This is a genomic window from Microcoleus sp. S1D4 (assembly GCF_036700765.1).
Lineage (GTDB): Bacteria > Cyanobacteriota > Cyanobacteriia > Cyanobacteriales > Microcoleaceae > Microcoleus.
This window is the reverse complement of the sequence record NZ_JAUBPP010000013.1, coordinates 129,481-142,785: the sequence shown is the minus strand read 5'-3', so window position 1 is coordinate 142,785 and position 13,305 is coordinate 129,481. Positions and strand designations below refer to the sequence as shown.

Annotated in this window: 18 protein-coding genes; 6 read left to right on the top strand and 12 right to left on the bottom strand. The window is 43.8% G+C overall.

All coding sequences use genetic code 11. The features are described from left to right. The first annotated feature begins 102 nt into the window (after positions 1 to 102). Positions 103 to 369 (top strand): FeoC-like transcriptional regulator, encoded by a 267-nt coding sequence (locus QT998_RS15590; protein WP_333116504.1) that lies wholly within the window; start codon positions 103 to 105, stop codon positions 367 to 369. A 57-nt stretch (positions 370 to 426) separates the two neighbouring features. Here the strand turns inward: QT998_RS15590 and QT998_RS15585 are convergent, their stop codons facing one another. The 5 genes from QT998_RS15585 to ubiG all read right to left on the bottom strand — a co-directional run bounded on the left by QT998_RS15585 (position 427) and on the right by ubiG (position 4,142). Then, a complete protein-coding gene (locus QT998_RS15585) occupies positions 427 to 621 on the bottom strand; it encodes a hypothetical protein (protein ID WP_333092195.1) in 195 nt (64 codons plus the stop codon). Positions 622 to 944: 323 nt separating this feature from the next. Then, positions 945 to 1,682, bottom strand: coding sequence for an alpha/beta fold hydrolase (locus tag QT998_RS15580; protein WP_333116503.1), 738 nt, complete (start codon positions 1,680 to 1,682; stop codon positions 945 to 947). A 223-nt stretch (positions 1,683 to 1,905) separates the two neighbouring features. Beyond that, on the bottom strand, positions 1,906 to 2,418 hold the full coding sequence (gene fldA, locus QT998_RS15575; protein WP_333092191.1) for a flavodoxin FldA: 513 nt from the start codon (positions 2,416 to 2,418) through the stop codon (positions 1,906 to 1,908). A gap of 162 nt (positions 2,419 to 2,580) precedes the next feature. After that, positions 2,581 to 2,907, bottom strand: coding sequence for a cupin domain-containing protein (locus QT998_RS15570; protein WP_194008199.1), 327 nt, complete (start codon positions 2,905 to 2,907; stop codon positions 2,581 to 2,583). Positions 2,908 to 3,290: 383 nt separating this feature from the next. After that, positions 3,291 to 4,142 carry a bifunctional 2-polyprenyl-6-hydroxyphenol methylase/3-demethylubiquinol 3-O-methyltransferase UbiG gene (ubiG, locus tag QT998_RS15565; protein ID WP_333116501.1) on the bottom strand — a complete coding sequence of 284 codons (852 nt, stop codon included), beginning with the start codon at positions 4,140 to 4,142 and terminating at the stop codon, positions 3,291 to 3,293. A 247-nt stretch (positions 4,143 to 4,389) separates the two neighbouring features. Here ubiG and QT998_RS15560 point away from each other — a divergent pair, with 247 nt between their 5' ends. Further along, a complete protein-coding gene (locus tag QT998_RS15560) occupies positions 4,390 to 5,121 on the top strand; it encodes a TIGR04283 family arsenosugar biosynthesis glycosyltransferase (protein WP_194067938.1) in 732 nt (243 codons plus the stop codon). A gap of 32 nt (positions 5,122 to 5,153) precedes the next feature. Here QT998_RS15560 and QT998_RS15555 read toward each other — a convergent pair whose 3' ends face one another. From QT998_RS15555 to QT998_RS15530, 6 genes are all read right to left on the bottom strand, one after another. Beyond that, the gene (locus QT998_RS15555; protein WP_333116499.1) at positions 5,154 to 5,474 is read right to left on the bottom strand and encodes a glutathione S-transferase family protein; all 321 of its coding nucleotides are present in this window, start codon (positions 5,472 to 5,474) and stop codon (positions 5,154 to 5,156) included. Positions 5,475 to 5,792: 318 nt separating this feature from the next. Continuing rightward, positions 5,793 to 6,575: a hypothetical protein gene (locus tag QT998_RS15550; RefSeq protein ID WP_333116497.1), complete on the bottom strand. Its 783-nt coding sequence runs from the start codon at positions 6,573 to 6,575 to the stop codon at positions 5,793 to 5,795. A gap of 2 nt (positions 6,576 to 6,577) precedes the next feature. Further along, positions 6,578 to 7,708 carry a hypothetical protein gene (locus QT998_RS15545; RefSeq protein ID WP_333218071.1) on the bottom strand — a complete coding sequence of 377 codons (1,131 nt, stop codon included), beginning with the start codon at positions 7,706 to 7,708 and terminating at the stop codon, positions 6,578 to 6,580. 330 nt (positions 7,709 to 8,038) lie between these two features. Then, on the bottom strand, positions 8,039 to 9,679 hold the full coding sequence (gene groL / locus QT998_RS15540) for a chaperonin GroEL (protein WP_194067944.1): 1,641 nt from the start codon (positions 9,677 to 9,679) through the stop codon (positions 8,039 to 8,041). A gap of 136 nt (positions 9,680 to 9,815) precedes the next feature. After that, positions 9,816 to 10,127: a co-chaperone GroES gene (groES, locus tag QT998_RS15535; protein WP_194008182.1), complete on the bottom strand. Its 312-nt coding sequence runs from the start codon at positions 10,125 to 10,127 to the stop codon at positions 9,816 to 9,818. 86 nt (positions 10,128 to 10,213) lie between these two features. Further along, complete coding sequence (locus QT998_RS15530) at positions 10,214 to 10,435, bottom strand: hypothetical protein (RefSeq protein ID WP_333092180.1); 222 nt, start codon at positions 10,433 to 10,435, stop codon at positions 10,214 to 10,216. Between QT998_RS15530 and QT998_RS15525 the strand changes: the two genes are divergently transcribed. Together QT998_RS15525 and QT998_RS15520 are read left to right on the top strand one after the other, a co-directional pair. Continuing rightward, on the top strand, positions 10,429 to 10,854 hold the full coding sequence (locus QT998_RS15525; RefSeq protein WP_333092179.1) for a (2Fe-2S) ferredoxin domain-containing protein: 426 nt from the start codon (positions 10,429 to 10,431) through the stop codon (positions 10,852 to 10,854). The two genes, QT998_RS15530 and QT998_RS15525, sit on opposite strands and share 7 nt — an antisense overlap. Positions 10,855 to 10,912: 58 nt before the next feature. Further along, positions 10,913 to 11,152: a hypothetical protein gene (locus QT998_RS15520; protein WP_333116492.1), complete on the top strand. Its 240-nt coding sequence runs from the start codon at positions 10,913 to 10,915 to the stop codon at positions 11,150 to 11,152. An 86-nt stretch (positions 11,153 to 11,238) separates the two neighbouring features. On the opposite strand, the gene QT998_RS15515 is transcribed toward QT998_RS15520, so the two are convergent. Next, positions 11,239 to 11,445 (bottom strand): hypothetical protein, encoded by a 207-nt coding sequence (locus QT998_RS15515; protein ID WP_333092177.1) that lies wholly within the window; start codon positions 11,443 to 11,445, stop codon positions 11,239 to 11,241. Between the two features lie 108 nt (positions 11,446 to 11,553). On the opposite strand from QT998_RS15515, the gene QT998_RS15510 reads away from it, so the two are divergent. Both QT998_RS15510 and QT998_RS15505 read left to right on the top strand, forming a co-directional pair. Beyond that, positions 11,554 to 12,198, top strand: a complete 645-nt coding sequence (locus QT998_RS15510) for a response regulator transcription factor (protein WP_194011504.1) — start codon at positions 11,554 to 11,556, stop codon at positions 12,196 to 12,198. Positions 12,199 to 12,532: 334 nt separating this feature from the next. After that, positions 12,533 to 13,054, top strand: a complete 522-nt coding sequence (locus QT998_RS15505; protein WP_006633075.1) for a LabA-like NYN domain-containing protein — start codon at positions 12,533 to 12,535, stop codon at positions 13,052 to 13,054. The last annotated feature ends 251 nt before the right edge of the window (positions 13,055 to 13,305 follow it).

Here is a 13,305-nt window from a genome sequence, read left to right as displayed (position 1 = left end):
TGGGGTTCACCAACTACCTACAAAAAAAGACCAAAAATCTCATAAACCCGCCCCAAACTAATATTCGCATCAACATTTTACGAAAAAGAAAGGATAAAGACCATGATTTTAAGCGATATCCAACAGTTTATTGCTGACAACAAAAGAGCTTCTCTTGCCGATTTAAAACTCCATTTCCGCATGGATGGCGATGCTTTGCGTGGAATGCTCAACCGCCTCATCCGTAAAGGCCGCATCAGTAAAATGGCAGAGGCGAAAAAGTGCGGCGGATGTCACAGTTGCAACGAGGATGCTACCGAGATTTATGTGTGGGTAAGTCCCGATCAATCAGCACCTGTAGAGGAACCAGTTTCTGCAAATTGCCATTAATTTAATTAATTAATTAGAGATTTTAGAAAGAACTATGATCATGGGAGCATCTCAGTTTTACAAAAAGCATTTTTTTTTATTATAGTGCGATCGCTTCAAGAACTCGCGTATTGTACAACTCGCGATCGGGGAGGCTCGCACTATATTCGATCGACTTTTGAAGTCTCGCACTGCAAAAGCTGCTTGATTTTCAACTTCCTTACGCACTCCTGTTTCGAGGCTGTTGGCAAATCCGATTTTTACTGTGTGCATCACTAATAGCAATAAGCTGACGGAAAAACCTCAGAACGTTACAATAATTTTCAGGCTCAAAAGTTCTTGGAAGTAGGGTTGCAGCTTTCTTGGGCTTTTTTTGCGTCCGCCCGCAGGTTGTTTTTTATTTATATAGTTATTGCATATAATACTCATTAAGTTGTGATGATACATTCCCCGGTAATTGTCATGCTTGGAAGTGCGATCGCACCTGTAGTGCTTTCAAGCAATCGGTACCTCGTTAAATTGGGGAAATTAGGCAAGTAGATTGCTTTTCAGGCCAAAATCTGTTAATAACTTTGATTGATGGTAGCGATACACCCTTAATATCTAAAATCTAAAACCGCTTGGCGACTGTGTAGAGATAGCCAAAAGTTCAATATTTCTTCCCCGACTTGTTCTGGATAGAAGTGATGGAAAAAATGCCGCCCGTCTGGACATTCCCAAAAGCGATCGCCTTTTTTAAGAAATTTTGACCAGCGGCGCATCACAATAGGAGATACCACAAAATCAGTTTTGCTGCTGCATATCAACAAAGGTACTTCTACACCCTCATCGCGGGAATTATTCATCCTAAATAAGGAGTGAGGACAAGGAGAACAGGCTAAGTCATCCTCAAAATATGGTATAAATTTTTGACTAATACTTTGATTTTGACATCCCAGCATATCGTCTACCATTTGAGTCAAAACTTGTTTGCTACTCCACGGAAAAGCTGCAAGATGCGTATAGTAATGTGCTTGCCAATTAACAGAAGATGGCAAACCGACAGCTAAAAGTCCTAAAGAACTAACTTTGTGAGGATAGCGGCGCGCATACATTAAACCGACTAATCCGCTGGTACTGTGGCCGATGAGATGAATTGGGCGATCGCGCATTGTTAAAAAATCGTGCAACAGTTCAACAGCCATATCCAAAGAGCAACCTTCGTCTTCAGTTTGCTGGTATTCCCATATTTGCACGGGTACAGAATCATTTAAATAAGAAAGCAGCGAGCCATCGAAGCATAACAAACTCGGACTTACACTTAACCAAAGCACATCATCTGAACTAAATTTCATCTATTTTCAGTTGGAGATAGAGTTATTTATCACTTAAGCATAACGTTTAAATGTAGGGTGCGTCCGCGCACCTTACTTCAACTGCTAGGGCGTATTTTATTGCGTCCTTTATCTCCCCGACTCAAAAAAAAAGGGGCGAAAATCCCCTCAAAGTGGTTCTCCTTAAGGGGGATTTAGGGGGATCAGGAGCGAAAAAATTAGTTTTAAAATACACCCTAACAGTCTACAAGCTAAATTCTTTCTTGAGTTGAGATACCCAAGATTTAATTCGCGCTTCCGTCAGATCCGATTGATTATCTTCATCAATAGCAAGACCCAAAAACTTGCCATTGACTACAGCTTTAGATTCATTAAAATCATAACCGTCTGTGGGCCATTTACCGACTGTTTCGCCGCCTTGTTCCGATATTTTTTCAGCCAAAATCCCCATTGCATCCATAAAATTATCCGGGTAGCCTTCTTGGTCGCCAGTTCCCAAATAAGCTACTTGTTTGCCGCTAAAATCAATATCATCCAGTTCGGGGAAAAAACCTTCCCAGTCGCTTTGCAGTTCGCCGATATTCCAAGTCGGACAAGCGATAATCAGACATTCGTACTCGGCAAAATCATCATTGTCAATGCTACCGATTTCGTGAAGAGTCACGATATCGCCGCCAAATTCATCTCGGATCATTTCAGCGATCGACTCAGTTTTACCAGTAGTAGTTCCGTAGAACAGACCAATTGCTTTTGACATTTTTACTCCGAATGTGAAATTTGATAGTGCTTGATATTTCTGGTTTTCGATTCACAAATTGGCATTTCTTGCCTGCAATTGAGACAAAACCAGTAGGTGCGATTGTGGCGAACCTGAGAAATAAGAGAGTCAAGGCAGCAAGGGCAATGTTTTTTCATTTGGTTAAAGTTGAAAATTCATTAACCAAGCTGATTCGCTCAGATCTGGGTCTGGTTCGCAGTCAATTAGTAACAAGTTCAGCATTGTTTGTACTTTGAGAGTGCGCGGGATCTCGGCGGGTACAAACACAAATACTCCGGGCTTTAAAGTGACTGTTCGATCGCCCACCGTGAGAGTTCCCACTCCTTCTAAAACCGCTAGGGTGATATCTTTGGAGCGATCGAGGTCGGGTATTTCAGAATTTTTACCCAAACTCATCAGTTTCTGGCTATCGGCTGGTTGTCCGTCGCTGATTCGCGACGCTGACGCGGAAACTATTGCTGCTGTCACGGTGATTGACCTCCAGGTACTGTTAAATTCCGGCAGTTATTGCAATTAATATTCAATAAGCTACCATGCAATTTAGATAATTTGTCAATTAATTTATGTTAAGATTTGTTACAAAGATTGGATGCTCTAGATGCACGAGCAGCGATTCCAGCCTAAAGTTCAGATATGGCGGTGTTTTTGGGCGATCGGACTGCGAGGGGCGATCGCACTTCATTCGCCAAATACTTGGCAATAATTTGCAGTTAATTATGAAAAATCATCAGTTATCACTAGCAGCTAACTCATAACTGATGACTGATAACTGATGACTGCTAAGCTAAGAGGGCCCGCACGCACCCTCCACCGCCCCTACCGACTGACAACTGATGACTAATGACTGATGACTAATTATTCTTCGCCCCTACGCCAACATACATAATCGACGTATCCTCATTAATTTTGATTTTAAACAACCCAGACTTTTTGTAATCAACATAGTTAGCGAGATTAGAAAGTAGCACTTGAGAAACCTGTTGAAAACTCGCCAGGGAAGGAAATAGTTGTTTTCCCCCCGTCAGATTTTCCCAAAAACCGTGCATTTCGGTTAAAACAGAACCCATTTCTCCAAACATATCAAAACCTTTAATTTCAATATTCCCAAAACCAGTATTTCGCATTACTGCAGACAGTTCCTCCGGGGTAATAAACTTTTCCCAATCGTGAACGCCGCGCCTAATTTCTTGCAAAATATTTTCCATCAGCCCAATCATCACAACTTGCGAAGAAAAAGTTCGGTTGATGGTATCAAAAAAGAAAAGTCCTCCGGGTTTGAGAATTCGGTGAACCTCTGACACAACCTTTTTGTAATCAGCAACGTGTTCTAAAACATCTACGCAGATGACGACATCGAAGGTATTGTCCGCGTAGGGCATATTTTCGGCAAAACCTTGCCTGTAGTCAATCTCAAAACCGCTTGTAACTGCATGATTTTGAGCTGCTACGATGCACTTGTCCGATCGATCTATTCCAGAAACCACAGCGCCCCTCTCGGCCATAAACTCGCAGGAAAAACCGCCGCCACACCCGACATCCAAGGTTTTGAGCCCTTGCCAATTAGTCGCGTGTCTGTCAAAAAACTCAAATCTGGGTTTATTTAGATGGTAGAGAGCATAGATTTTAGCATTTTCGTCCCACCAATTATCAGCATTTTCGTCGTAAAATTCTAGATCGTTTTTTACTTCTATTTTAGTTGGCACGATTTTTTTAGTCCTAATTAGTGGAAGATGAAGATATAGATGCAGACAGCGGTTGAAACCAGGTTGACAAAAACTTTCGTTTGCGTCTGCAGACTGAACAAGACAACGTAATTTTAACCGCCCGGTATTCAACCCACTATGCTAGGGTTTGGTTCCTATAGACCTGGTTTTAACTGCCTGGTCTTCTGTTTTGTTGCGAATCGTCACAATGTTTTAGTATAATACTGTTGGCATGAATTTCAACCAGATGAATCGCGTTTCTATTATCATTCCCGCCCTCAACGAAGCGACTTGTCTGGAACGCACTTTGCGCCAACTCAGCATTCTCAATCCTCCGGCTTGGGAGGTGTTAGTGGTAGATGGCGGCAGTCAAGACGATACAGTGGCGATCGCACTTTCGGCCATCACTAGAGTTATTTCTAGCAGTATAGCCGGACGTTCCGCGCAAATGAACCTAGGTGCAGAAACCGCCACCGGTGAAATTCTGTGCTTTCTCCACGCCGATACTTTAGTTCCTGACGACATTGTAGCAGTCATCCAGAAAACATTGTCCGATGCTAAAATTGTCGGAGGCGGGTTTATCTCGCTGATGGCTGGTTCGCAGCAAACAAGATGGGGTTTTTCGCTGCACAATTATCTAAAAACTTACTACGCGCCGCTGTTATTTCGACCTCATTTATTTTTTAAAGGATTGCGCTTGTTGTTTGGCGATCAGGTTATTTTTTGCCGCCGTACTGTTTTTTGGGAAGGCGCGGGTTTCGATGCGGCGCTGCCAATTATGGAGGAAGCGGATTTGTGTTTGAAGTTAGCGCGTCGGGGGAGACTTAAGTTAGTAAATCGGGTGGTGGAAAGTAGCGATCGGCGGGTGGCGCATTGGGGCGAACTTAAAGCAACTGCCATCTATCTGGCGATCGGTTTTTTGTGGGGTTTTGGGGTTTCAGCGAGGTATCTCAAACTGTTTTATGAAGACATTCGCTGACAGGTAATTGTGCAGGGCTAGAAAAATGCGCGTTAGCGAAGCCCTCGAAGAGGATCGTCCCACAAACCTTCAAAGAATTTCAACACAGTATCGACTTTTTCCTTAGCCTTTGCGATTTCCTGCGCTTGGGGAGTTCCCCATCCCATTATTTCACTACTGAGGGGATCAAGTCCCGGCATAAGTTCGTTAACCGTGGCCAATTCTACCATCTTCACACCCGCCAAATCTTTCGGTTCTTTCGGCCGCATTGCCGGTTCGAGATACTTTGTTTCTAGATAGTCAAGAATTGCCATAGACTCGACGACGGTGAAGTCATCATCGACCAAAACAGGGATGCGGTGAAAAGGATTCATTGCCACAAATTCGGGCTCTAAGCGATCGCCGTCTAAGTGATTTCTACCAATTCAAAGTTGAGGTTTTTTTATATGATGGCGATCCACAAGCGGCGGGAGTTGGGGGAAATGGGACTATGGTAAAGTTTCATAAAAGTAAAATTTTCGATAGTGAGTGAACTTAACCCTTGCATTTTGCCTCAGTTAAAACTCTAGCTTAGAAGCCAACTAAAACACATTTAATTGTCTTAATAAATATTAATTTAATTTTTGTGGTATTCGATTTGATCGCCTGCCACAATCAGCAATTACTGAAACTTGAATTCCATAAGTAAAATGTCAAACTAGCAGTTCCATTGAAATATTTTTCTCCGTGTATACAATTCCTTTGGGCAGAAGCGTACAAAATCCCTTCTCGTAATGTATGATATCTTCACTATCTAACTTAGACAGAATAGTTCGCTTAAATACGGATGAATTTGAATACTTTGTCCATTCTATTAGTTTTGTATCTCTCACCTTTTCAGGATTTTTGTAGTACAAGATAGCCAGCGTTTTGCTTCTAGTATCTAATTTCGTATTTTGCACGCGAACAAAACCGTTAATGTCAGCTATGATTGGCAGACGGACTTCATTAATGGTGGCAACAATTTTCCTGGCACTATCGATAGAACAACTATAATAAATCCGAATAATTTCCGTCAAAATCCAGTCCGCATTTTGAGATACAAACAAAGAATCAGAGTAATTAGGACTAACATCACCTCCAACATGAGCAACATCCCTACGATTGCGTACATCAAGCATAATTCTTACAAGACGAGGAATAAACAACCGGATAGAGTCATGCAATGAAGTATTCGACTCAACACGCCTTATAGTATTATCGCTATTTCCTAAAGTCGTTCCGAACGGTGTATAGGGTGAGGCTGGATTGTCCAAATACTGTATAAGGCGCAGCACACACTCAGCAAACCTTCCACCATTAAGTTCACTAGGTCGAAACTTGCGAAGGGCAAAATGCTGCTTAATGTCTTGATACTCATCAAGAAGGTGTGTCACAATTTCGTTCGGCAGCGGTGGTGATAATGCTGCAATGACTTGATTTTTAGCTATACTCATCGCTAGTTACCTGTTTCGTCTTCTGTTTCATTACCTAATTCAAGGGGCTTGCCATTTACCCAACTTTCAACTGTTTGCTTTCCTTCTGACGTGAGGTAGTATTGATCGCCACTTGACCGAAAATATTTCATATTTTTGGGACTTTTCATAGCACGACTGAATACCTGTGCTGATACTGATATTGTCTCAAATTTTTGTTTGAAGAAGTAGTATGCGTCATTGCACCGTACAGCTTTAGCGTTCTCCAATTGGTCAATAATAATCCACAAAGAAACCATCGCATAGTCGCGTGCCTTCGTAATGTCACCTACTTTAAGTTTGCCAATTTGGACATCTTGTAGCACCCATTCGTTCAACTTATCCTTATCGTCATTGCTAAATCGTTGTCTTTTCGTACCTGAATTCGCATTTCGTCCCCAATATTCATAGCCTCCCTCAACGTTCTCATCTTCCATAAGAGCGATAATGCGCTTAACCTCTTTGTCTCCATCATGGTTGAGTTTGTAGCCACCTCCTGTCTCACTTAAATAATTTCGCGTAAGTTCATTTAGATACTTGGAGAAGTTGATAGGGTCAAGAACACTTGCTTTTTTAGCAGCCGTCTTAAAGTGATCTTTCGACAGAACAGGTTTCGTAAAATAATGATAGTAAGCAGCGACATAGAGCAAAATAAAATATCTTTGCTGGTCAGCCCATGTCTTACCTTTGAAGTCTTTAACCCTCGCTATGAGAAACTCACCATCAACTTCAAAGTAACCTGAGAGAGCGTTATCATTTGTAGTTTGAGTCTCTTTAATCCCATCATAAGCATTGGCTGATAGTTGCGGCAGCTCTTGGGTTTCAGTAAATATCTCATTAGGAAATACCGTTTTTCGTGGAGGAATAGTAGAACTTTTTTGGCTCGGTGCGTGGTACAGTTTCTGCGAGGGTCGTGGCATCATTTCTGCTCCAATAAATGGAGCGAGTTCACTCACAGCATGATCGGTTACACTCAATTCGATGTGTTCTTCGTAGTTTTTACCATTCTGCTTGACATCACGAACATACTTATTTAGTTGTGTTGAAGACTCATTAGTTGTAACAGCAAGGGCCTGACCACAGACAAAACATTTTGCTTTACCAGGAACTAACATTTGGTTACACTTCGGGTCAATACACTTTATCTGCCGATCGCAAGCAGTACAAAAGTTGTATTCTGATGATGTTCCTGCACTACAATAAGGACAAGTAACTGTAGATGACATAACTTATTTTTTTTAAACTTGTAATACAATGTAGCATATATTACTTTTGGATACAATATTAAATATAAATTTAATTTGAAATTTTCAATTTAATTTTTTTATTAGGTATATTGACAATAATGAAAAATTAGGAGCAACTATGGCTCCTGTAGAATTAGGGAATTACAGTTTGTACGGGGCGGGCCCTAAAGCCCGCCCCATCAAACGATCGACTAGCGATTAATAATCGAAGTCGCCGCCGCCCATGCCGCCGCCAGCGCCAGCAGCAGCGCCATCCTTCGGTTCAGGCTTGTCAACAACGATGCACTCGGTTGTCAACACCATGCCAGCAATAGATGCTGCATTTTGCAGAGCAGAACGAGTTACCTTCGCAGGGTCAACGATACCAGCTTCAAACATATCGACAAACTCATTTGTCGCTGCGTTGAAACCAACGTTGAATGGCTTTTCTTTGACGCGCTCAGCGATGACAGCGCCGTTCAAACCAGCATTTTCAGCAATCCGCTTCAGAGGAGCAGCCAGAGCCCGTGCCACAATCAAAGCACCGGTCAATTCTTCGCCCTTGAGAGTGCTATTAGCCCACTCTTCCAATTGAGGAGTCAGGTGAGCCAAAGTTGTACCGCCACCAGGAACAATGCCTTCTTCGACAGCAGCTTTGGTTGCGTTGATCGCATCTTCAAGACGCAGTTTGCGATCCTTCATTTCGGTTTCGGTAGCCGCGCCGACTTTGATGACTGCAACGCCGCCAGCCAATTTGGCCAAACGTTCTTGCAGCTTTTCTTTGTCGTAGGAAGATTCGGTTTCGTCCATTTGACGGCGAATTTGTTCGCAGCGGGACTTGACGGCGACTTCGTTACCTTCGGCAACAATTGTGGTGTTGTCTTTGGTGATGGTGATGCGGCGGGATTTGCCCAGCATATCCAGCTTGGTGTTTTCCAGTTTCAAACCAGCATCTTCGGTGATTAGTTGACCGCCGGTCAATACGGCGATATCTTCTAACATGGCTTTGCGTCGATCGCCAAAACCAGGTGCTTTGACAGCAGTCACGTTCAACACGCCGCGCAGTTTGTTGACAACCAGAGTAGCTAAAGCTTCTTTCTCGATGTCTTCTGCAATAATCACCAGCGGGCGGCCGGAACGGGCTACTTGTTCGAGTACGGGTACTAAGTCTTGTACCAAGCCGATTTTTTTGTCTGTCAGGAGGATGAAGGGTTCTTCTAGAATCGCTTCCATCCGTTCGGTGTCGGTGACAAAGTAGGGAGAAATGTAGCCTTTGTCGAAGCGCATCCCTTCGGTGATTTCGAGCTCGGTGGTCATAGACTTCCCTTCTTCTAGGGAAATTACGCCTTCCTTGCCCACTTTGTCCATTGCGTTGGCAATCATTTGGCCGACTTCATCGTCGTTACCGGCAGAGATTGAGCCTACTTGGGCGATGGATTTGGAATCTTCTACTTGTTTGGCGTGTTCGGCAATTTTTTCGACCAAAAAGCTGGTTGCTTTGTCAACACCGCGTTTGAGGGCGATCGCATTTGCGCCGGCTGCGACGTTCCGCAGGCCTTCTTTAACCATTGCGTGAGCTAGAACGGTAGCTGTTGTGGTGCCGTCGCCTGCTGCGTCGTTGGTTTTGGAGGCGGCTTGACGGATCAAGGCAACGCCTGTATTTTCTACGTGGTCTTCTAGTTCGATTTCTTTGGCGATGGTAACGCCGTCATTGACGATTTGAGGAGCTCCGAATTTCTTTTCGAGAACTACGTTACGACCTTTGGGCCCGAGGGTGACGGCCACTGCTTCGGCCAAAATGTCCATGCCGCGTTCGAGGGCGCGACGTGCATTTTCGTTGTAGATTATACGCTTAGCCATAGTTTTTGGGGATGAAAAGGTTTGAGATTTTTGATTGGGGAGGGATTTTAGTCATTTGTCCTGTGTCATTAGTTGTTTTGCGGCCTTGGCTTTAAACTGATGGCTGATGACGGCAGGACTGATGACTGATGATTAATTAGTTAACGATCGCCAGAATGTCTTTTTCGGCTAGCAAGACGTATTCGTCGGTGCCGAGTTTGATGTCGGTGCCTGCGTACTTCGAGTAGAGAACTTTGTCGCCAACTTTGACTTCCATTTCAACGCGCTTGCCGTCGTCATTGCGCTTGCCGGGGCCCACGGCCGCGACTTCGCCTACTTGGGGCTTTTCCTTTGCTGTGTCGGGCAGAAGGATGCCGCCGGCGGTTTTTTCTTCGCTAGCGCTTACTTTCACGAACACGCGCTCGCCTAAAGGTTTAACGGTAGAAACACTCAGTGATACTGCTGCCATAAATAAATCTCCAGATTACAGATCCTAGTCAGTTAGCCGGCCGGGGTCGCTATGAAAGCAACTGCCGACTGCTTGCTACTGACATATTAGCACTCTCGACTCCTGAGTGCTAATTTAGCTTTAGTTAGGGGCGATCGCAACTTATCTGTCTGTACGGGTTCCCGAACCGAAAATGAGGGGGAGAATGGGGTGATGGCTGTAACGGCTTGCGGGCGAGGGTAAAGATGGGGGGATATGGGAGATTGGGTGATGGGGTGATGGCTTTCGATCGCCGAAAAATTAGTGTTGACAAATGAATATAATGACAAAAAATCAGGATGAATCTTGCAGCCAAGGCTTGAGGGCTTGTGTCAAAAGCCTGGGAATCGATCGAATCGACCGACATATTTTTATCTGTGCCGACCAAACGGTGCCTAAGTGCTGCGATCGAGAAACCAGTCTGGTAGCGTGGAATTACTTAAAAAAACGCTTGCAAGAATTGGGCCTGGACAAACCGAGTGCCGATCGGCCAAGCTGCATTTTTCGGACTAAAGCCAACTGCCTGCGAGTGTGCGCGTCGGGTCCGATTATGGTGGTCTATCCAGACGGAGTATGGTATCGCGACGTTACGCCCCCCGTCATCGAGAGAATTATTCAGGAACATCTGATCGGGCAGGAGGTCGTGGAAGAATACGCTTTTTTAACTCATCCTTTGCCACAGCCCGATCGCGGAAAACCAGCCATTTAAATTTATGTAGGGGTCTCAAAAAGCAGAGCGTTATAAATAAGGTGCTAAGTTTAAGGCTTTGAAGCTCAGATTCTCCGGCGCAAAAGGCGATCGCGATCGAACAACTGTACTTTCGGGTCAGTCTCTGGTAATCTTGCCGGTCGCTTTAATTTTTTTGAGGAGGGTGACGGGAAGAAGTTCGATCGGGCGACAATTTGCCCAAAAGTTTTTCAACAGCAGACATCAGGCAGTTTGCCAAACTACACTAGAAATAGTTAAATACGTAAGTAAGGAGTCTTTAAATTTTTCTAAATTATAAAGTAACAATTAAAATTGGGGCATCAACATACAATTGAACGTATCCAGATTAAATATCTTACGCTAAGCGCTTCGAGCGGGTCGATCCTATAAATCAAGGCCCGACCACATCATCGATGACTGTTGGCGAGGAAGATAATTTTTGTTAACTTCAGCCGGATCGTCATGATTAATCGGGCGATCGTCAGTCATAGGTTTTGGCTTTGTTCCTAGCGGTAAGGCATTTACAAACAAAGTCCGGTTGGGAAAGAAAGCGGTAACACCCGCCCCGCTTTCCCCTGAGCGCAATAGCATCACTCGCTTTCGCCGTCCGCCGTCAAGGGGGCGGCGGTGTCAGCGGGGGACAAAAATAAACAAGTGTGAAAACGAGAAATTGTGCGGGGTACTGTAGCGGGAACAAACATGAAGGATAACTCAGGAGACCAAAAAAGGCTGATGCTGGTTGACGACGACCCAAACTTGATCTTGCTAGTCAAGGATTACTTAGAATTTCGGGGTTATAACGTCATCACAGCAGAAAACGGCAGACACGCCCTAGAAAAACTCGAAGAAGAAATCCCCGACTTGATCATCTGCGATGTGATGATGCCAGAAATGGACGGGTACACTTTAGTCAGACAAATCAGAGAAGACCCGCGCACGAACTGGATTCCAGTTCTTTTCTTGTCAGCAAAAGGTCAAAGTTCCGATCGAGTAAAAGGCTTGAGCACTGGGGCTGACGTTTATATAGTTAAACCTTTTGAACCCGAAGAACTGGTAGCTCAAGTAGAGTCTTCCCTGAAAGCAGCATCTCGTTTAATTCGCCACTCTACTCCAGGTATTGAGAGCGGCCCAAGAATTAAAGCCCGTCGCCATGTCGAATTGACTCCAACTGAGTTAAAGGTGGTACAGTTGCTAGCGCAGGGTATGGCAAACCGCCAAATTGCAGACATCATGAATGTTAGCCAGCGGACTATAGAGAGCCACGTCAGCAATATGCTAGGCAAAACAGGTCTGCACAACCGAACAGAATTAGCTCGCTGGGCCCTGGAAAGCAAAAAGGCTTGAGCACTTCTACCCTCAGCTATCAAATTAGGGGAGTATAAGGTAAAGTAATGCGCTGGGTGCAAGCCTGCTTGGCGGTAGTTTCAACCCCAATTAACTTTGACCCAGCAGCCGACAACGACTGAACATGAGTTATCGGGAATCTGGTTCGATCGACCTTGCTCGGTCGATCGAATGCAAGCAGCTTTAAAATCACCCTCTGGCGGTAGAGCCGAAAATATGAAATACTGGAGGGATGGAGTTTTCTGAAGTTTAATCTATTGCCTCAGTTAGCTCCATATTGCTAAAATGTGATATTTAGATTAACTTCTTTCTACAATTATTAGGTCTAAGTTCTATGACAAACTTAATGAACCGCCTTTCTATTTTTGTTGACGGGAACAATATGTTCTACGCTCAACAAAAGAACGGTTGGTTTTTTGATCCTCGCAGGGTGCTCGAATATTTCAAAACTTCGCAGCCAAATGTCATCTTGATCAATGCTTTCTGGTATACGGGTTTGAAAGACCCGCAAGATCAAAGGGGATTTCGAGATGCTTTAATTAGTCTGGGTTACACGGTTCGTACTAAGATTCTTAAGGAATATTACGATGATGCTTCGGGCAGATATTCTCAAAAAGCTAATTTAGACATAGAAATTGTGGTTGATATGTTTAATACGGTAGATCAATACGACCAAGTTGTACTGTTTAGCGGGGATGGAGATTTTGAGCGGGCGATCGAGCTACTGCGGTCAAAAAATACTCATATTACTGTGGTATCCACCGAAGGAATGATTGCTAGAGAGTTACGAAATGCTACAGATAGGTATATAGACTTAAATGAAATTCGGGAACATATCGAAAAAATGGATTATTAGTCAGTAGTCAGTAGTCAGTAGTCATTAGTCATTAGTCATTAGTTGTTGGGAATTGGGAATTGGTTATTAGTTATTGGTTATTAGTTATTGGTTACTTGCTACGAATTCCCACTTTCCAATTCTCAATTCCCAATAACAACTAACAGTCAACAGTCAACAGTCATCAGTTATGGGTTATTAAATATTCGTTATTGGCGGGAGACATGGGACTGGTGACTGAAGGCTAAAAATCCAGAAACACAAACAAGTAG